General features: G+C 68.8%; 15 protein-coding genes and 1 pseudogene. 6 read left to right on the top strand and 10 right to left on the bottom strand.

Translation table 11 applies throughout. The features are described 5' to 3' along the window. Position 1: 1 nt before the first annotated feature. Complete coding sequence (locus PSR88_RS31950) at positions 2-619, bottom strand: HNH endonuclease signature motif containing protein (RefSeq protein WP_085990445.1); 618 nt, start codon at positions 617-619, stop codon at positions 2-4. 6 nt (positions 620-625) lie between these two features. Further along, positions 626-1102, bottom strand: a pseudogene (locus PSR88_RS31945) (DUF222 domain-containing protein); the annotation flags it as partial. 228 nt (positions 1103-1330) lie between these two features. Between PSR88_RS31945 and PSR88_RS31940 the strand changes: the two are divergent. Further along, entirely contained in the window at positions 1331-5839 is a 4509-nt protein-coding gene (locus PSR88_RS31940; protein WP_192815079.1) for an ATP-dependent helicase, read from the top strand. A gap of 1 nt (position 5840) precedes the next feature. Next, a complete protein-coding gene (locus PSR88_RS31935; protein WP_009479475.1) occupies positions 5841-6590 on the top strand; it encodes a DNA-formamidopyrimidine glycosylase family protein in 750 nt (249 codons plus the stop codon). On the opposite strand, the gene PSR88_RS31930 is transcribed toward PSR88_RS31935, so the two are convergent. Both PSR88_RS31930 and PSR88_RS31925 read right to left on the bottom strand, forming a co-directional pair. Next, the gene (locus PSR88_RS31930) at positions 6587-7318 is read right to left on the bottom strand and encodes a DUF1353 domain-containing protein (RefSeq protein ID WP_011598224.1); all 732 of its coding nucleotides are present in this window, start codon (positions 7316-7318) and stop codon (positions 6587-6589) included. The genes PSR88_RS31935 and PSR88_RS31930 overlap by 4 nt on opposite strands. A gap of 7 nt (positions 7319-7325) precedes the next feature. Further along, a complete protein-coding gene (locus PSR88_RS31925; protein WP_016883200.1) occupies positions 7326-7904 on the bottom strand; it encodes a TetR/AcrR family transcriptional regulator in 579 nt (192 codons plus the stop codon). A gap of 53 nt (positions 7905-7957) precedes the next feature. Between PSR88_RS31925 and PSR88_RS31920 the strand changes: the two genes are divergently transcribed. Both PSR88_RS31920 and PSR88_RS31915 read left to right on the top strand, forming a co-directional pair. Beyond that, on the top strand, positions 7958-8917 hold the full coding sequence (locus tag PSR88_RS31920; protein ID WP_011598222.1) for an oxygenase MpaB family protein: 960 nt from the start codon (positions 7958-7960) through the stop codon (positions 8915-8917). A gap of 184 nt (positions 8918-9101) precedes the next feature. Further along, positions 9102-9638, top strand: a complete 537-nt coding sequence (locus PSR88_RS31915; protein ID WP_009479471.1) for a hypothetical protein — start codon at positions 9102-9104, stop codon at positions 9636-9638. On the opposite strand, the gene glpD is transcribed toward PSR88_RS31915, so the two are convergent. Further along, a complete protein-coding gene (glpD, locus tag PSR88_RS31910) occupies positions 9616-11358 on the bottom strand; it encodes a glycerol-3-phosphate dehydrogenase (RefSeq protein WP_011598221.1) in 1743 nt (580 codons plus the stop codon). The two genes, PSR88_RS31915 and glpD, sit on opposite strands and share 23 nt — an antisense overlap. A gap of 50 nt (positions 11359-11408) precedes the next feature. Between glpD and glpK the strand changes: the two genes are divergently transcribed. Further along, the gene (gene glpK / locus PSR88_RS31905; protein ID WP_011598220.1) at positions 11409-12902 is read left to right on the top strand and encodes a glycerol kinase GlpK; all 1494 of its coding nucleotides are present in this window, start codon (positions 11409-11411) and stop codon (positions 12900-12902) included. On the opposite strand, the gene PSR88_RS31900 is transcribed toward glpK, so the two are convergent. After that, positions 12887-14071 (bottom strand): PLP-dependent aminotransferase family protein, encoded by a 1185-nt coding sequence (locus PSR88_RS31900; RefSeq protein WP_016883202.1) that lies wholly within the window; start codon positions 14069-14071, stop codon positions 12887-12889. The two genes, glpK and PSR88_RS31900, sit on opposite strands and share 16 nt — an antisense overlap. A gap of 169 nt (positions 14072-14240) precedes the next feature. Continuing rightward, positions 14241-15644 carry an NAD(P)H-quinone dehydrogenase gene (locus PSR88_RS31895; RefSeq protein ID WP_011598218.1) on the bottom strand — a complete coding sequence of 468 codons (1404 nt, stop codon included), beginning with the start codon at positions 15642-15644 and terminating at the stop codon, positions 14241-14243. Positions 15645-15760: 116 nt separating this feature from the next. Between PSR88_RS31895 and PSR88_RS31890 the strand changes: the two genes are divergently transcribed. Further along, the gene (locus PSR88_RS31890) at positions 15761-16222 is read left to right on the top strand and encodes a gamma-glutamylcyclotransferase (RefSeq protein WP_011598217.1); all 462 of its coding nucleotides are present in this window, start codon (positions 15761-15763) and stop codon (positions 16220-16222) included. Between the two features lie 19 nt (positions 16223-16241). Here PSR88_RS31890 and PSR88_RS31885 read toward each other — a convergent pair whose 3' ends face one another. The 3 genes from PSR88_RS31885 to PSR88_RS31875 are packed head-to-tail and all read right to left on the bottom strand — an operon-like array spanning position 16242 to position 19261. Further along, entirely contained in the window at positions 16242-17393 is a 1152-nt protein-coding gene (locus PSR88_RS31885) for a M20 family metallopeptidase (protein WP_011598216.1), read from the bottom strand. Next, positions 17390-18550, bottom strand: coding sequence for a M20 family metallopeptidase (locus tag PSR88_RS31880; RefSeq protein WP_011598215.1), 1161 nt, complete (start codon positions 18548-18550; stop codon positions 17390-17392). The genes PSR88_RS31885 and PSR88_RS31880 overlap by 4 nt, the downstream gene beginning before the upstream one ends. Positions 18551-18562: 12 nt before the next feature. Next, on the bottom strand, positions 18563-19261 hold the full coding sequence (locus tag PSR88_RS31875; RefSeq protein ID WP_011598214.1) for an enoyl-CoA hydratase-related protein: 699 nt from the start codon (positions 19259-19261) through the stop codon (positions 18563-18565). Positions 19262-19277: the final 16 nt, after the last annotated feature.

Below are 19277 nucleotides of genomic sequence, written 5' to 3'. Positions count from 1 at the left end.
GCTAGGGCACACCGTCCTCGGCACGTGCCCGGTCACGGGCTTTCCGGCGAGCGCGAGCGATCAGCTCACCGGCGTGATGTCGGTGATTGATTCGCGGGTTTCCGTCCGGGTCGATGTGCGGTGGCGGAATCCATTCGGTGCACCCCGCATACGTGTCACCCGCTGCCGCGCGGGTGGTCGCCCAGCCTGTGGGCCCGTCGTGGACCTGGGCGTGGCAGGCATCGCACGCGAGCGTCAGTGAGTCGATGTCGGTGGATCCGCCGTTGCGCCACTCCAGCACGTGGTGCACCGCGCACATGCTGGCCGGGGCCGCCGCGCAACCAGGTCGTGTGCATCCGCCTTCGGCGCCGATGAGAGCGCGGCGTTGGTCCGTGCTCGCCACTCGTCGGCGCCGTCCCAGATGCAGGGGCCGGCCGTCGTGGTCGAACAGGACGAGCACCGGGTGGGCGCGTTCGGCGAGCTTCAGCGCGTCGCCGAGGGGAAGGAGTCCGCCGCTGGCCGTGGTGGTCACGCCGCCTGCGTCCTTCTCGAGTTGGTCGAGAGTCGTGGTGACGATCACCGTGACGGGCAGACCCCGATGCCGGCCCAGGATCCCGGATTCGGAATCTTGACGGCCCAACGAAACACCACGCCGCCGGAAGCGATCACGATCGTCACCCAGGTTTCCGTCGGGATCGAGATGAGCGAGGAGTCGGTGGCCGGCACTCTCGACATCTTCGGGCGTACCTCCTCTCGCACACTGCGCCAGGATCGACTCCGCCGATGCGACGTCGGCGTTGGTGACCGCATGCGGGATCTTTCACATGATCTTCCGGATTACGCGTGCATGGTCGGCACCGATGTCGCCATCCCGTTGCGCGGAGGCGGTTTCCGGCAGCGCTGCCTCCATCTGCTCGCCCGAAGTTGTATGAAACAGACCGAGGTCGCGGGCGGCCGCCACCCGTGCCGACGCGTCTGCCGCCGACACGCGCAGCACCTCGACCAGGAGCTTGTTCGGTGAGTTGTACCCGAGCGTCGCGGGTAACGAGCGCTCGGCACTCTCGACGATCAGCCGTAGCGAGACTGCACCGGCGCGGCGGAGGGACTTCTCGAGCTGCTGCATGATCAGCACCACGTCAGAATCCGACACAGCACTGAGGTCTGCGTCGAGCAGGCCTGACACGGCATCGTCCAACGCCGTCAGGTGTTCCCTCACCTGATCTGCCGCCAACCCCCCAGTCGAACTCATGTTCGAATAATACTGCGCCCCACCGACACGTTCGCCGAACCGGGTTGTGGACCGCACGGTATGTTCCCGCTGCCTGTCGTACCCCCGGTGCACTATGGAACGGTGACCGACGTCCTGGGCAGGTTCTCCGCTGCCACCCGCGAGTGGTTCGACGGCGCCTTCCCGGCGCCGACGGCCGCGCAGCTCGGTGCGTGGGAGTCGATCGCCAGCCGGGCGCACACGCTCGTCGTGGCACCGACCGGTTCGGGCAAGACGCTGTCCGCGTTCCTGTGGTCCCTCGACCAACTCGCCGCCACCGACGGGAAGGACCGCAAGACCAAGGTCCTCTACATTTCTCCGCTCAAGGCCCTGGGTGTCGACGTCGAACGCAACCTGCGCGCCCCACTGGTCGGGATCACGCAGACGGCCAAGCGGCTCGGGCTCACGCCGCCGGAGATTTCGGTGGGCGTCCGCTCCGGCGACACACCGGCGGGCGATCGGCGCGCCCTGATCAAGAATCCGCCCGACATCCTCATCACCACCCCCGAGTCGCTGTTCCTCATGCTCACGTCCGCCGCGCGCGAGACGCTGACCCAGGTCGACACCGTCATCGTCGACGAGGTGCACGCGGTGGCAGGCACCAAGCGCGGCGCCCACCTGGCCCTGTCGCTCGAACGCCTCGACCAGCTGCTCGCCACCCCGGCGCAGCGCATCGGGCTGTCTGCGACGGTGCGGCCACACGAGGAGGTGGGCCGGTTCCTGTCCGGTTCGGCGCCCATCCGGATCGTCGCACCGCCGTCGCCGAAGACGTTCGACCTCACCGTGCAGGTGCCGGTCGAGGACATGACCGAACTCGGACTCGCCGAACCCGCCGAGGGTTCCGCGTCGGCGACCCCGCAGGCGGGGTCGATCTGGCCGCACGTCGAGGAACAGATCGTCGACCTCGTTCTCGCGCACCGGTCGTCCATCGTGTTCGCCAACTCCCGGCGGCTCGCGGAGCGCCTGACCGCGCGGCTCAACGAGATCTACGCCGAACGCGCCGGGACCGCCGTCGACAAGAACCCGAAACCGGCCTCACAGATCGGCACGCCGTCCGAGGTCAATTTCGGCGCGGACCCTCTGCTCGCCCGCGCCCACCACGGGTCGGTCAGCAAGGACCAGCGGGCCCTGATCGAGGACGACCTGAAGTCGGGGCGGCTGCGGTGCGTGGTCGCGACGAGCAGCCTCGAACTCGGAATCGACATGGGCGCGGTCGATCTGGTGATCCAGGTCGAGGCACCACCGTCGGTGGCGAACGGCTTGCAACGGGTCGGCCGCGCAGGACACCAGGTCGGGGAGATCTCCCGGGGTGTCGTGTTCCCGAAGCACCGCACCGACCTCGTGCACTGTGCCGTCACCGTCGAGCGCATGGTCACCGGCAAGATCGAGGCGCTCGCCGTCCCCGCCAACCCGCTCGACATCCTCGCCCAGCACACGGTGGCGGCCACCGCACTCGAGCCGCTCGACGTGGACGACTGGTTCGAGACGGTCCGGCGCAGCGGCTCCTTCGCGACGCTGCCGCGCTCGGCGTACGAGTCCACCCTCGACCTTCTCGCGGGCCTCTATCCGTCCGACGAGTTCGCCGAGCTCAGGCCCCGCCTCGTCTGGGACCGCGAGGCCAACACGCTCACCGGACGCCCCGGCGCGCAGCGGCTGGCGGTCACGTCGGGCGGCGCCATCCCCGACCGCGGTCTGTTCACGGTCTACATGGTCGGTGAGAAGGCGTCCCGCGTCGGCGAACTCGACGAGGAGATGGTGTACGAATCGCGGGTCGGCGACGTCTTCGCGCTCGGGGCCACCAGCTGGCGGATCGAGGAGATCACGTTCGACCGGGTGCTGGTCAGCCCCGCGTACGGGCAGCCGGGGCGGCTGCCGTTCTGGCACGGTGACGGTCTCGGCAGGCCGGCGGAACTGGGCGAGGCGCTGGGGCAGTTCCTGCGGGAGATCTCACTCGGGCACGAGACCGAGGTGCAGGAACGCTGCCGCACCGGCGGGCTCGACGAGAACGCCACGAACAATCTCGTTCAGCTCGTCGCCGAGCAGAAGACCGCCACCGGGCAGGTCCCGACCGATCGCACCCTGGTGGTCGAACGATTCCGTGACGAGCTCGGCGACTGGCGTCTGATCCTGCACTCGCCGTACGGCCAGCGAGTTCACGCTCCGTGGGCGCTGGCCGTGAGTGCGCGGCTGAGCGAGCGCTACGGCCTCGACTCGAACGCGACGGCGTCCGACGACGGCATCATCGTGCGCCTTCCCGACACGGAGGACACCCCGCCCGGCGCCGACCTCTTCGCCTTCGACACCGACGAGATCGAGGACATCGTCACCGAACAGGTCGGCGGGTCGGCGCTGTTCGCCTCCCGGTTCCGTGAGTGCGCGGCCCGGGCGCTGCTGCTGCCGCGCCGCACACCGGGAAAGCGTGCACCGCTCTGGCAGCAGCGGCAGCGGTCCGCCCAGCTGCTCGACGTGGCCCGCAAGTATCCGACGTTCCCGATCCTGCTCGAGACCGTCCGTGAGTGCCTGCAGGACGTATACGACCTACCGGCCCTGAAGGACCTGCTCCGCCGGCTGGCGCGTCGCCAGATCCGCATCGTCGAGGTAGAGACGCAGTCGCCGTCACCGTTCGCCGGCGCCCTGCTGTTCAACTACGTCGGCGAGTTCATGTACGAGGGCGACAGCCCGCTCGCCGAACGCCGGGCGGCGGCCCTGTCCCTGGATTCGACGCTGCTGGCGGAATTGCTCGGCCGGGTGGAGCTGCGTGAACTGCTCGACGCCGACGTCATCGCACACGCCGAACTCGAACTGCAGCGCCTGCTTCCCGACCGCAAGGCGAAGGATCTCGAGGGCGTCGCCGACCTGCTGCGCCTCCTGGGTCCGCTCACCTCCGACGAGGTCGCCGCACGGTCGGCCAGCGATCCCATCCCCTGGCTCGACGAACTCGTCCGCGCGAAGCGGGCGCTCGCCGTCTCCTTCGCGGGTCGCGAATGGTGGACGGCCATCGAGGATGCGGCGCGCCTGCGCGACGGGCTCGGGGTGCCGCTGCCCATCGGTGTTCCCGCCGCGTTCATCGAACCCGTCGACGATCCGCTGGCCGACCTGATCAGCCGGTACGCCCGCACCCACGGTCCGTTCACCATCACCGACGCCGCCGCCCGTTTCGGGCTCGGTTCCGCCGTGGCCCGCGACGTGCTGCAGCGGCTCGCGCAGGGCAAGCGGGTGGTCGAGGGCGAGTTCCGTCCCGGCGCGACGGGAAGCGAATGGTGCGACGCCGAGGTTCTGCGGCGTCTCCGCAGGCGCTCGCTGGCCGCGGCGCGTCAGGAGGTCGAACCGGTCAGCACCGCGACGCTCGGCCGCTTCCTCCCGGGTTGGCAGCACGTCGGGGGCACGTTGCGCGGCATCGACGGCGTCGCGACCGTGGCGGAACAGCTCGCCGGTGTCCCGGTGCCCGCCTCGGCACTCGAGTCGCTGATCCTGCCGTCCCGGGTGGCCGACTACTCCCCCGCCATGCTGGACGAACTCACCTCCACCGGCGAGGTGCTGTGGTCGGGCGCGGGCAGCATCTCCGGGAAGGACGGGTGGGTGTGCCTCCACCCCGCCGACACCGCACCGCTCACGCTGACCACGCCCGCGGAGTCGGACCTGTCCGATGTTCAGCGCCGGGTGCTCGACACGCTGTCCGGTGGCGGCGCGTACTTCTTCCGGCAACTCGCGGACACCCTCGAGATGTCCGACGACACCGCGCTGGCCACGGCTTTGTGGGATCTGGTGTGGCTGGGCCACGTCGGTAACGACACGCTTGCCCCGGTCCGTGCCCTGCTGTCGGACACGTCCAGGACCACCACGAGCCACCGGTCGCCGCGACGACCGCCGCGCGCCCGCGCGTACCGCAGCCTGACCGTTCCGGTGCGGACCGCACCGCCCACGGTCGGGGGACGGTGGTCGATACTCCCCGCCGCCGAATCCGATGCCACGCTGCGTGCCAGCGCCACCGCCGAACTCCTGCTGGAGCGGTACGGGGTGGTGACGCGTGGGTCCGTGATGACCGAGAACGTGCCCGGCGGATTCGCGCTGATGTACAAGGTCCTGGGAACGTTCGAGGACAACGGCCGCTGCCGGCGCGGACATTTCGTCGAGTCGCTCGGCGGTGCACAGTTCTCCACTCCGCCCGTGGTGGACCGACTCCGCAGCTACGGCGACTCGCTCGAGGGCAGGCACACGACCCTGCCCGCGGTGACTCTCGCCGCCAGCGATCCCGCGAACCCGTACGGGGCGGCTCTCCCCTGGCCGAAACGCAGCGACGACGCGCCCGCGCACCGGCCGGGACGCAAGGCCGGCGGCCTGGTGGTGCTCGTGGAGGGTGAACTGATCCTGTTCGTCGAACGCGGCGGCCGCACGATCCTCACCTTCACCGACGACCCCGGTGTGCTCCGCACCGCGGCGGTCACACTCGCCGGTGTGGTCAAGCGTGGCGGGATCGACAAGATCGTGGTCGAGAAGGTCGACGGCGACACCATCCACGGCAGCGACTTCGCGCCGATCCTGACCGAGGCCGGTTTCTCGCCCACCCCTCGCGGATTCCGGTTGCGAGCCTGAGATGCCCGAAGGCGACACCGTCTGGCGCACCGCCAACTCGCTTCGCGACGCCCTCGAGGGCAAGGTGCTGACCCGCTGCGACGTGCGCGTCCCCCGGTACGCCACCGTCGACCTGTCCGGCCAGCTCGTCGACGAGGTGGTCAGCCGCGGGAAGCACCTCCTCATCCGGGTCGGCGACTACTCGATCCACACCCACCTGAAGATGGAAGGCGCGTGGCACATCTACGCGCCGGACACGAAGTGGCGCCGTCCCACTCACCAGGCCCGGATCGTGCTCGCCACCGAAGACAGGGTGGCGGTGGGATTCTCGCTGGGCATCACCGAGATCCTGGGGCGGGACGACGAAGAGTCCGCGGTCGGCCACCTCGGCCCCGACCTGCTGGGACCGGACTGGGACGCCGACAGAGCGATCCGCAATCTCCGGGCGGCCGGCGACCAGCCCATCGGTCTCGCCCTGGTCGATCAGCGCAACCTGGCCGGTCTCGGCAACGTGTACCGGAACGAAGTGTGCTTCCTCCGCGGCGTCCACCCCTACACGCCGTCGAGCGAGGTGGCCGACCTGCCCGCACTGGTCACGCTCGCGCATCGCATGATTCACATCGACAAGAACAACTCGATCCGCCATCGGCCGTGGGTGTACGGGCGTGCCGGGAAACGTTGCCGCCGGTGCGGGACGGTGATCGAAGGCCACGACCTCGGTCAGCAGCAGATCTTCTTCTGCACGTACTGCCAGCCACCGATCGTGGGCTAGCGGAGGACGGTGGTCGGCGGCCCGAGCGGCGGCGGCCTGCGAGTCCGTCTGCGGCCGAGCAACCACGCGGCACCGTCCGGCACCCACAGCACCGCGGCCGTGGCGATCGTCAGCAGATATGTCGGCGCGATGACGGGCAGGAGGATGCACCCGAGTAGCGCGACGGGAAAGTCTCTGCGCCACAACAGCGACAGCACGACCGGAAGCACGAGAAAGAGGGCGGCCAGGCCGAAGTGCGAGGTCGCCGTCGCCCAGGGCACGCCCACCACCCAGCACATCATTCCGAGCACCTGGTGCGCGATGAGCAGGAACCGGGCGACGTCGGTGAACGTCCAGAACCGGCCGACCTCGACGCCGACCCAGAAGATGCGGCTGCGGAACGGTCCGACTCCCTCGTCGAGCAGGGCGAGCCGGAACAGTTCGTCCGCGTGCCGGCGCAGCGTGTTTCCGTCCGGTCCCTGCGCACTCGCACGTTTGCAGAGGTCGTCGTGCATGATCGCGGGGAGTAGCTGCCGACCGTACGGGGTGAGCAGGCCTTGCAGCGGCGCGGGGATCGATGCCAGATCCGTGCGCAGAAGGCACGGCATGGGGGCGCATCCCGGCACCGTCACCACCGTGTCGCCGTGGACGTAGACGAACTCCCCGACGAGTTGGAAGAACTTGCGGTCGAGTACCCGGAGCTCGGGTTGCGGGCGAGTCGGATCGTCCACGGATACCTGGAACGGCATGCGCACCTCACTCGTGGCCGGCCTTGTTTGCCTCCACCACCAGAGTGACGCAATGAGCGACGAATTGCTCGCGCGACGCGGCAACAGTTCCGTCGAGATATCCGATGAACAGCGTCGTGAGGGCTCCCACCACACCGACCGCGACGAGCTGTTTCTCCACCTCGTCGTCGACGGCGGACAGCTGGTCGTGCACGAGTGCGACGAAGCCGGGCATCAGGTCGATGCCGCGCCTGCTCAGCGCGGGTTCGGACAACGGTGCGAGCAGCAGCACCCGTCCCATGGCGGGATCGTCGACCATGAGTTTCACGAATGCATCCACGGCGGCTTCGGCCCGTTGGCGCGCGGTCTCGGTGGACGCCACCGCCTCCACGAGGGCGGCCTGCGCCTCGTCGCCCACGGCGGTGTAGACCGAGCGCACGAACTCGTCCCGGTCCCGGAACGACTCGTAGAAGTACCGTTCGGTCAGCGCGGCGGCACGGCAGACTGCGCGCACGTTCACCGCGGGACCGTCCGGGGCTCCGAGCAGCGCGACGCCCGCACGGAGCAGCGAATTCCGCCGTGCTTCCCGCCGGTCCTCCAGCGTCACTCTTCTCGCTCCGATCCTTGACTACGTGTGTTGTCAGATCCTAGTCTGACAACGTGCGTAGTCACTTGAACGCGGACGGTACGCCCGTCCCGACCTCCGCTCCCGTCCCCCTCGGCCCCGACTCCCTGACTTGGAAGTATTTCGGCGACTGGCGCGGAATGCTGCAGGGCGTCTGGGCCGGTTCGATGCAGAACATGCATCCCGGACTCGGCGCCGGCGTCGAGGAACACTCCCGCTTCTTCGACGAGCGCTGGGAGCGGCTCTACCGGTCGCTGTACCCGATCGGCGGCGTCGTCTTCGACGGCGAACGCGCCCAGCAGACCGCGGAGCAGGTGCGGGGGTATCACGACAACATCAAGGGAATCGACAAACACGGCCGCCGGTATCACGCCCTCGACCCCGACACGTTCTACTGGGCGCATGCCACGTTCTTCATGGGCACCATCCTCACGGGCGACCATTTCATGGGTGGCCTCACCGAAGACCAGAAGCGCCGCCTGTTCACCGAGCACATCCAGTGGTACCGCCTGTACGGAATGAGCATGCGCCCCGTCCCGGAAACCTGGGAGGCGTTCCAGGAGTACTGGGATCACATGTGCCGCAACGTCCTCGAAGACAACAAGGCCACCCGGGACGTCCTCGACCTGTCCGGTCTCGGCGTTCCCCCGTTCCTGTCGTGGCTACCCGCCCCGATCTGGGCGGTCCTCCGCATCCCGGTGGCGAAGGGCTTCGTGTGGCTGACGGTCGGCATGTACGACCAACCGGTCCGCGACCTCCTCGACTATCGCTGGACCGCGCGCGACGAGCGCCTGCACACCGTCGTCGGTCGCGCCGTCGACGCGGTCTTCCGTCTCGTCCCCTGGCGATACCGCTACCACCCGCGCGCCCGCGCAGGCTGGGATCGCGAGACCGGACGCGCCCCCGCGCACGCTCCGCTCGTCCACACGCCCCGGCGCAATCTTCCCCCGCTCGGCCGGCGCGACGACCCCCAGCACTACAGCCCGAAGGCCTGAGTTCCCAGGGAGCTCACAGACAACGCCCACATCGCTCACGGGTTCCGGGACGATGCTCGATCACATGGAATTCATCGCTGTCGCAGCCCTCGTCGTCATGGCCCTGTCGGGAGTCGTCGCCACCCACGCCCCGAAATCGCTCGTCCACACCCGCTGACCGACGGAATCGTGGAATGCTCGGAGGATGGAGTGGGACCTTCCGAGGCTCTTGAACCGCCCGCCGCTGACCAGCGACGAGCCGCTGTCGCCCGACCATGCGGCGAGCCGCATCAGCGCCTACATCTACGGCAACATTCTGGTGCTCGCCGCGCTCATTCCGGTGACCAAATCCCAGGAGACCCTGGGCATCGCCATCGTCCTCGGTGCCGCCCTGTCCACGTTTCTCGCCCACGTGTTCGCCGAGTCCGTCGGCCAGACGCTCCGGCTGGGCAGATCACTGTCCGGCACCGAACGCGTACGGGAACTGCGGGACAGCGTCCCCGTCCTGACGTCCGCGGTGGTGCCTGCCGTGATCCTCTGCACAGCCCTGCTGGGCTGGCTTGAACCGAGAACCGCGCAATTGATCGCCGAGATCGTGATGATCGCCCGTATCGGGTCGATCAGCTACGTGATCAGCCGTCTCCGCCGCGAAAGGGTCACGAACGGCACGCACCTCGCCGCGTTCGGCCTCGCCGTAATTGCGACGATCATCGTGGTCATCAAGGTATTTCTGACACACTGACCGGTGGTTCGAGCAGTTCGACCCGCGACTCGGGCGCCGCAGCCCGCAACGCGTCGGCCGACAGGTCGTCCGGCTGTGCCTGCGACTGCACCTCCGCCTCCACCCGCGCCTGATACGTCTTCACCTCGCGGTCGACGGCGTCGGCATCCCAGCCGAGGACCGGGGCCACCAGTTGCGCCACCTGCTCGGCGCAGTTCACACCCCGATGCGAGTACTCGATGGCGATGCGCGTGCGCCGGGCGAGGATGTCGTCGAGATGCAGGGCACCCTCGGCCGCCGCCGCGTACACGACCTCGACCTGCAGGTAGGCGGGCGCGTCCGTGAGGGGCTGGAGAAGTTCCGGTTTCCCGCGCGCCTGGTCGAGGACTTCGTCGATCAGCGAACCGTATCGGTCCAGCAGATGCTTCACGCGGTACGGGTGCAGGCCGTACATCTCTCCGAGATGGACGGTCTGATTGACGAGCGCGAAATAGCCGTCCGCACCGACGAGCGGCACCTTCTCCGTGATGGACGGTGCCATCCGCGCGGGAATGTCGTCGGCGGCGAGATCCACGGCGTCCTCGGCCATCACCCGGTAGGTGGTGTACTTGCCGCCCGCGATGGCGACCAGACCCGGCGCCACGCGCGCGACGGCGTGTTCCCGCGAGAGTTTCGACGTTTCGTCGCTCTCCCCCGCGAGCAGTGGGCGCAGACCCGCGTAGACGCCGTCGATGTCGTCGTGAGTCAGCGACGTCACCAGCACCTTGTTGACGTGACCGAGGATGTAGTCGATGTCGGCCTTGGTGGCCGCCGGGTGCGCGAGGTCGAGATTCCAGTCCGTGTCGGTGGTGCCGATGATCCAGTGGCTGCCCCACGGGATCACGAACAGCACCGACTTCTCGGTGCGGAGGATGATCGCGGCGTCGCTCACGATCCGATCGCGCGGCACCACGATGTGGACGCCCTTCGACGCGCGGACGCGGAACCGGCCGCGTTGCCGCGACAACGCCTGGATCTCGTCGGTCCACACCCCGGTGGCGTTGATGACGACGTGCGCCTTCACGTCCGCCGTGCGGCCGTCCTCGCAGTCCCGGACGCGCACTCCGGAGACCCGGTCCGCCTCCCGGAGGAATCCGACCACCTGCGTGGACGTGCGCACGACCGCCCCGTAGTGAGCGGCGGTGCGGGCGACGGTCATGGTGTGGCGGGCGTCGTCGACCACGGTGTCGTAGTACTGGATGCCGCCGGTCAGCGAGTTGCGCTTGAGCCCCGGCGCCATCCGCAGCGCACCCGCCCGCGTCAGATGCTTCTGCGCCGGAACCGATTTGGCCCCGCCCATCCGGTCGTAGAGGAAGATGCCCGCCGCCATGTAGGGGCGCTCCCACACGCGGTGGGTGATCGGGAACAGGAACTTGAGCGGCTTCACCAGGTGCGGTGCGAGGGTCGTCAGCGAGAGCTCACGCTCCCGGAGCGCCTCCCGGACCAGCCCGAACTCGAGCTGCTCGAGATAGCGCAGACCGCCGTGGAACATCTTCGACGAGCGACTCGACGTCCCGGACGCGTAGTCGCGTGCCTCCACCAACGCCACCTTCAGCCCGCGGGTGGCCGCGTCGAGGGCCGCACCGGCTCCGACCACACCACCGCCGATCACGACGACGTCGAACTGTTCGGTCTGCAGCTTGTCCCATGCGGCATCACGCTGCCGGGGACCGAGGAACTGCACACCTGGCTGACTACTCAACTCGGGCTCCTGTGAGATGACGACGGATTCTCTGCCAGGCTAGTAGCTTCATGCGTGTGATTCAGTACATCGCCGCGATAGACCAGGGCACCACCTCCAGCCGCTGCATGATCTTCGATCACGACGGCGCCGTGGTCAGCGTCGCCCAGAAGGAACACGAGCAGTTCTTTCCGCGCGCAGGCTGGGTGGAGCACGACCCGAAACAGCTGTGGATCAACACCCGCGAAGTGGTGGCGTCCGCGCTCGCGAAGGCCGATCTCACCAAACGCGACATCGCCGCGATCGGCATCACCAATCAGCGGGAGACGGCGGTGGTGTGGGACCGCAACACCGGAGAACCCGTGTACAACGCCATCGTCTGGCAGGACACGCGCACCGACGAACTGTGCACGGAACTCGGCGGCGACGAGGGTTCCGGCCGGTACCAGAAGCGCACCGGGCTGCCGCTGTCCACGTATTTCTCGGGGCCGAAGGTCCGGTGGATTCTGGACAACGTCGACGGCGCCCGTGAGAAGGCGGACGCGGGTGAGCTCTGCTTCGGCACGATCGACAGCTGGATTCTGTGGCACATCACGGAGGGCACCCACGTGACGGATGTCACCAACGCCTCCCGCACCCTGCTGATGAATCTCGAGACCCTCGACTGGGATCCGGAGATCTGCGCCGATTTCGGCATCCCGATGTCGATGCTGCCCGAGATCCGCAGCTCTTCCGAGATCTACGGCGTCGGACGCCCCCACGGGACGCTGCCCGGTGTGCCGGTGGCCGGAATCCTCGGCGACCAGCAGGCCGCCACGTTCGGTCAGGCCTGCCTGTCGGAGGGCGAAGCGAAGAACACGTACGGAACGGGGAACTTCCTGCTGCTCAACACGGGGACCACTCCCGTGCACAGCAAGCACGGCCTCCTGACCACCGTCTGCTACAAGATCGGTGACGCGCCGGCCGTCTACGCGCTCGAGGGATCCGTGGCCGTCACCGGCTCACTGGTGCAGTGGTTGCGCGACAACCTGGGAATCATCGAGTCCGCCAAGGACATCGAGGATCTGGCCAAGTCGGTCGAGGACAACGGCGGCGCCTACTTCGTGCCCGCGTTCTCCGGACTGTTCGCCCCACGCTGGCGGCCCGACGCCCGCGGGGCCATCGTCGGGCTCACCCGGTTCGTGAACAAGGGCCACCTCGCCAGGGCCGCCCTGGAGGCCACCGCGTATCAGACCCGCGAGGTGATCGAGGCGATGCGCGCCGATTCGGGCGTCGAACTCGCCTCCCTCAAAGTGGACGGCGGCATGGTCGTCAACGAGACCCTCATGCAGTTCCAGTCCGACATTCTCGCCGTGCCCGTCATCCGTCCCGTCGTCAACGAGACGACGGCGCTGGGCGCCGCATACGCCGCGGGGCTGGCCGTCGGTTTCTGGGAGAGCGAGGACGACATCCGCGCGAACTGGGCCGTGGACAGGACGTGGGAACCCGCGATGGACGAGGCCGAGTCCACCCGGCTCTACGCCGAGTGGAACAAGGCGGTCGAACGGACCTACGACTGGGCGTGAGCGGTGTACGCGTCACCGAGTCTCGCCACCGCACCCGTCAGCACGTCCTCCGAGCAGGTCGCGAAGCACAGCCGCACAGCGCTCCGGTGCTCCGCGGCGACGCCGAAAGCCGATCCGGGGACGAAGGCGACACCGTGGTCCACGGCGGTCTGCAGCAGTGCCGACGTGTCGAGGTCCGCGTCCGTGAACTCGGTCCAGCAGAACATCCCGCCCGCCGCCGAAGACACGCGGACGCGGTCGCCGAACGTCGAGGTGACGCCGTCCGCGATCGCCCGGGCCCGGGACCCGTAGCGGGCCCGCAGCGTCTCCAGGTGCAGATCCAGCCACGGCTCGTCCGACAGCAGTCCGGCGGTGATCTGGTGCGTCAGCGACGACCCGCAGAGGTCCGCGCCCTGCTTGAGCAGCTCGACGGCCTCGCACACCCGCCGGTCGCCGTGCAGCCACCCGACCCGCAGCGCCGGTGCCAGGATCTTCGACGCGCTGGACAGCCGGATCACCCGGTCCGAGAGCGCCGCGACGGGCGCGGGCGGTGGTCTGTCGAAGAAGAGTTCGCCGTACGGGTCGTCCTCGATCACCCAGAATCCGTAGCGGTCGGCCAGTGCGGCGAGATGTTCCCGGCGGCCGGGCGTCAGGACGACGCCGCGAGGGTTGTGGAAGTTGCTCACCGTGTGGACCACGGTGGGCCGCAGCCCGTCCTCGAGCATGCCCTGCAGGGCGGCGGTGTCCATCCCGTCGGCGTCGAGTGCGACGGACCGGACGTCGGCCTCGGCGGCCCGGAACACCTGCAGCGCTCCGGTGTAGGCGGGTTCCTCGACGATCACGACGTCGCCGGGATCGAGCAGCACCTGCGCGAGCAGGCTCAGTGCCTGCTGCGAGCCGTGGGTGACGACGACGTCGGCGGCGCCCAGCGGCCGGCCGATCCTGGCGCCCTCCCGTGCGGCGAGCACGTCGCGGAGCCGGCGCAGCCCGGTGGTCTCGCCGTACTGGACGGACGCCGGATCCGTGAGCGCGAGTTCGGCTTCCTTCCGGATCCGTTCCCGTGGAATGAATTCGGGGTCGGGAAGCCCGCCTGCGAGGCTGACCACGTCGGGCCGGGCGGTGAGGGTGAGAAGGTCACGGATGGCGGAGCTGTGCAGACCATCCATGCGGCGGGCAAGTGATTGCGGCATGTCGACTCCCAGGAGGCACGTCAAAGCAGGGATCAGGTGAGGAACACCCTGTCCGTCCTGGGTCTGCGGGGCGGGAGAGCGCCGAGGCACGGGTCGATGATTTCGAACCGTGCCTCGACTATCTCACCGGAGGAGCCACTATGTGAAATACGAATCCCACACTTCGGGATCAGTCCAGGTCGTCGTGCCGCATCAGCTGGCGTGCCGCCTCGGTGATCGAACCCGTCAGCGACGGGTACACCGAGAACGTCGCGGCGAGATCGTTGACGGTGAGATTGTTCTGCACGGCGATGGCGATGGGCAGGATCAGCTCCGACCCGTTGGGGGCGACCACCACACCGCCGATGACCACACCGGTGGCCGGGCGGCAGAAGATCTTCACGAAGCCGCGGCGCAGACCGGACATCTTGGCGCGCGGGTTGGTGTTGAGCGGGAGCATGACGGTACGGGCAGGCACCTCGCCGTCGTCGATCGCGGCCTGGCTGACGCCCACGGTGGCGATCTCGGGGCGGGTGAACACAGCCGAGGCCACGGTCTTCAGCTTGATGGGGCTCACGCCCTCACCGAGCGCGTGGTACATCGCGATGCGGCCCTGCATGGCGGCGACGGACGCCAGCGGCAGCAGTCCGGTGCAGTCGCCCGCCGCGTAGATCCCGGACACCGGCGTCCGCGACACACGGTCCACGCGCAGGTATCCGCCCTTGTCGAGCTCGATGCCGACCTTCTCCAGTCCGAGACCCTGGGTGTTGGGAACCGAACCGACGGTCATCAGGGCGTGGCTGCCCTCGACCGTCCGGCCGTCGGCGAGCACGACGACGATGCCGTCCTCGGTGCGCTTCACGGCATCGGCCCTGGCGTGCTTGACCAGGGTGACGCCGCGTTCCGCGAGGACGTCCTCGAGCACGAGGGCGGCGTCGGCGTCCTCACCGGGGAGGACGCGGTCGCGGCTGGACACCAGTGTGACCTTGACGCCCATCTCGGTGTAGGCGGACACGAACTCGGCACCGGTCACACCGGAACCGACGACGACGAGGTGCGTGGGCAGCTCGTCGAGGTCGTAGAGGTCACGCCACGTCAGGATGCGCTCGCCGTCCGGCTCCGCGCCGGGGATCACCCGGGGGCTCGCACCCGTGGCGATGAGGACGACGTCCGCGTCGAGCGTCTTCTTCTCGCCGTTCTCGAGAGTCGCACACACCTGGTGGGACGCCATGCCCAGTCGTGGGTCGGCGATCTCGGCGGTGCCCGACAGCAGTTCGACACCCACCGTCTGCAGGCGGGTGCGGATGTCGGAGGACTGCGCCTGCGCGAGGCTCTTCACGCGGGCGTGGATCTGCGGCAGGGCGACCGTGGCCTGCTCGGGATCGAGCGCAATGCCCAGGTCGGAGGCGCGCCGCATGTCGGTGCGCACGCCGGTGGAGGCGATGAACGTCTTGGACGGCACGCAGTCGAACAGAACACAGGCGCCGCCCACCCCGTCCGAATCGATCAAGGAGACGGAGGCGCCGTGCTGTGCGGCCACCAACGCTGCCTCGTATCCGGCAGGCCCGCCACCAATGATCACGATTCGGGTCATCTGTCCTCCAATTCAACTGTCGACCGGGGTCTCCGGCCGGCTTTTTCTGCAATCGCAGCGCGTCGTGTCGTGCACTGCATGCAACAGATTACTAGCCACCGTTTAGGCTTGCCGCCGTGTCGATCTATGCCGCCTACGGGTCCAACATGCATCCCGAGCAGATGTTGCAGCGCTGCCCACACTCGCCGATGGCGGGGACGGGCTGGCTGCACGGCTGGCGACTGACGTTCAGTGGCGGGGACATCGGCTGGGAGGGCGCACTCGCCACCGTGGTCGAGGACCCCGATTCCAAGGTGTTCGTCGTGCTCTACGACGTTCCCGAAGAGGACGAGGTCAGCCTCGACCGATGGGAGGGCTCCGAACTCGGCATCCACCGCAAAATCCGCGTCCGCGTGGACACCGAGGGCGAACCCGCGCTCGCCTGGTTGTACGTGCTCGACGCGTACGAGGGCGGTCTGCCGTCCGCCCGCTACCTCGGGGTGATGGCCGACGCCGCAGAGATCGCCGGGGCGCCCGCCGACTACGTGCGCGACCTGCGCACCCGCAACAGCCGCAACGTCGGACCAGGCACCGAATAGAACCGCCTGACGCCGCGCCTCAGCCCAGCACGAGGCTCGACAGCACCCGCACCCCGATGCCCAGCGCCCGCTCGTCCAGATCGAACGTGGGCTGGTGGATGTCGAGCTGATCGCCGACGCCCGACCAGACGCCGAGCCGGGCCATCGCACCGGGAACCTCTTCGAGATACCAGGAGAAGTCCTCGCCGCCGCCGGACTGCGGCGTGTCGGCGAGGGCGTCCGGGCCGACCGTGCGGATGGCGTCCTCGAACATGCGCGTCGACACCTCGTCGTTGACGACGGGCGGAACGCCGCGGCGGTAGTTCAGCTGGTAACGCACCCCGGTGGGCGCGAGCAGACCATGGACGATCTCCCGGACCAGTGGCTCGAGCATCTCCCACGTCTCGTGATCGCCGGTCCGCACGGTGCCGGTCATCATGCCGGTCTGCGGAATGGCGTTGGGCGCCCGGCCTGCGCTCACAGCACCCCACACCATCACGGTGCCGGTGCGCGGGTCGATCCGTCTGCTGAGCATGCCCGGCAACCCGGTCACGACGGTGCCCAGCGCGAACACGAGGTCGGTGGTCAGGTGGGGACGCGACGTGTGGCCGCCCGGTGAGTCGAGCACGACCTCGATCGTGTCGGCCGCGGACGTGATCGCACCGAGCCGCACCCCGACCCGCCCGGCCGCGAGCCGCGGATCGCAGTGGAGGGCGAAGATCCTCGACACCCCCTCGAGCCGTCCGGCGGCAACGACCTCGAGGGCACCGCCGGGCATGACCTCCTCGGCGGGCTGGAAGATCAGCCGGACACCCACCGGGAGGTCGGGGATCTCGCTGAGCGCCAGACCGGTTCCCAGGAGGATGGTGGTGTGGGCGTCGTGGCCGCACGCGTGCGACACGCCCGGCACCGTCGACGAGTACGTGGCGCCGGTCAGTTCCTGCAACGGAAGGGCGTCGATGTCGGCGCGCAACGCGATGCGGGGACCGTTCGACGGTCCGAGATCACACGTGAGGCCCGTTCCGCCGGGCAGCAGTTCGGGCGACAGACCGGCCGCGGCCAGCCGGGTCCCCACGAATTCCGTCGTCGCGTATTCGTGTCGCGCGAGTTCGGGATTGGCGTGGATGTGTCGACGCCACTGGGAGAGTTCGTCGGTGTGAGCGAGAATCCATTTGTCGACTGCCGCGTTCACCGGCGATCAACTCCTTCCAACAACCGCACCCGCTGTGTGTCGTCCGTCGCCGCGCGAACTGCCGTGCGAGCCAGCGCAATCGCTCCGTCGATCACGGCGCGGTCGGCGGACTCGGTGATGCACGCCGCCGCGAACCGAGGCTGATGCGTCACCGCGCCGTCCGAATCGAGGCCGATGACGGGATGAATTCCGGGCAGGACGTTGGTGACGTTGCCCATGTCGGTGCTGCCCAGCGGACGGACGCCTTCCCACTCGAGCGGCAACGGTGTCCGTCCCATGTCGATGATCTGCTCCCGGTACGTCGCGACCAGCCACGGGTCCGGCGTCAGTTCCGTGTACGTCGGCGAAACCGTGCGGATCTCGTGCGTGCACCCGGTGGCGAGTGCGCCTGCCGCGAAACACGCCTCCGCGCGTGTCGTCAGCTCGGACAGCGCCCACGCCGTCTCGGCGCGCAGGTAGTACAGCATTTCGGAGCGTGCGGGAACGATATTGGGCGCGGTGCCGCCGTCGGAGACGATCCCGTGGATCTGCTGCCCCGGCGAGAGGTGTTGGCGCAGCAGGCCGATCCCGACCTGGGCGACGGTCGCGGCGTCGGCGGCGTTGCGCCCGAACTCCGGTGCGGCCGACGCGTGCGCTTCGCGGCCGGTGAACGTGACCGCGATGTCGGCCAGCGCGAGCGACGTCGCTCCCGTGATGTCGATCGGACCCGGATGCACCATCAGGGCGGCCGCGACATCGTCGAAGACGCCCTTCTCGAGCATGGCGATCTTCCCCCCGCCGCTCTCCTCGGCGGGCGTCCCGATGACCCGCACCGTGATCCCCAGCCGGTCGGCGACCGTGGCGAGCGCGACGCCGGCACCGACCGCGGACGCCGCGATGATGTTGTGCCCGCACGCGTGACCGATCTCCGGGAGCGCGTCGTACTCGGCGCAGATACCGATGACGAGGTCGCCGCTGCCGAACGTGGCGTCGAACGCCGTCGGCAGGTCCGCGATGCCCGACCGCACGTCGAACCCGCTGCGTTTGAGCAGTTCGGTGATCTTCGCGACGCTCCGGAACTCCTCGAACGCCAGTTCCGGTTCGCTGTGGATCGAATGGGACAGCGCGATCAGATCGGTCTCGATTGACCTGACCGCCGCCTCGACATCCGCATTCACGTGCTCATTCTCTCACCCGAAGCTGAAGTTGCTCTTGTCCGTCACCGTGGCGAGCGCGGCGAGGGCGTCGTGATGGATTCCGCGCTTGATCCCGGCGAGGTTGGCGCCGCGGGTGGCGGTGAGTGCAGCGGCCCGTGTCACGGCGGCCGCGAGGACGCCGTCGCCGTCCGCGACCTCGTCGACGATGCCCGCGGCGAGCGCGTCGGAGCCGCCGAAGCGGCGGCCCGTCGTCATCGCCTCGACCGCGGCCTGCTTGGGCAGACGAGTGTTCAGGAGCGCCGACATCCCCACGGTGAAGGGCATGTTCAGCGACACCTCGGGGAGGCAGTAGAACCCGCGGTCGGCGCGCATGAACCGGAAGTCGTGCGACGTGGCGAGCATCGCGCCTGCACCGAAACTGTGCCCCTGGACGGCGGCGACGGTGGCCATCGGGAACGCGAGGAGGCGGCTGTAGATCGTGTGCACGCGGTCGAGATATTCCGGGAGCTTGTCCGTGTTGGCGAAGATCCACGTGGTGTCCAGGCCGTTCGTGAAGAACTTGCCCGTCGCGGTCGTGACCAGTGCGGCGGGACCCTCGTGGGCTTCCACCTCGTCCAGCGCGGCGTGGGTGGCGTCGATCCAGTCCGGATGGAAGCGGTTCTCGTTGTCCGCCTCGCCCTCGTTGCCGAGGTACAGGATGAATACGTCGCCGTCGCGATCGAGATAGGGCATGAATGGAAGACTATCG

It is taken from the genome of Rhodococcus sp. DK176 (assembly GCF_038447315.2).
Taxonomy (GTDB): domain Bacteria; phylum Actinomycetota; class Actinomycetes; order Mycobacteriales; family Mycobacteriaceae; genus Rhodococcus_F; species Rhodococcus_F jostii_A.
This window is presented reverse-complemented; position numbering and strand designations above follow the sequence as displayed.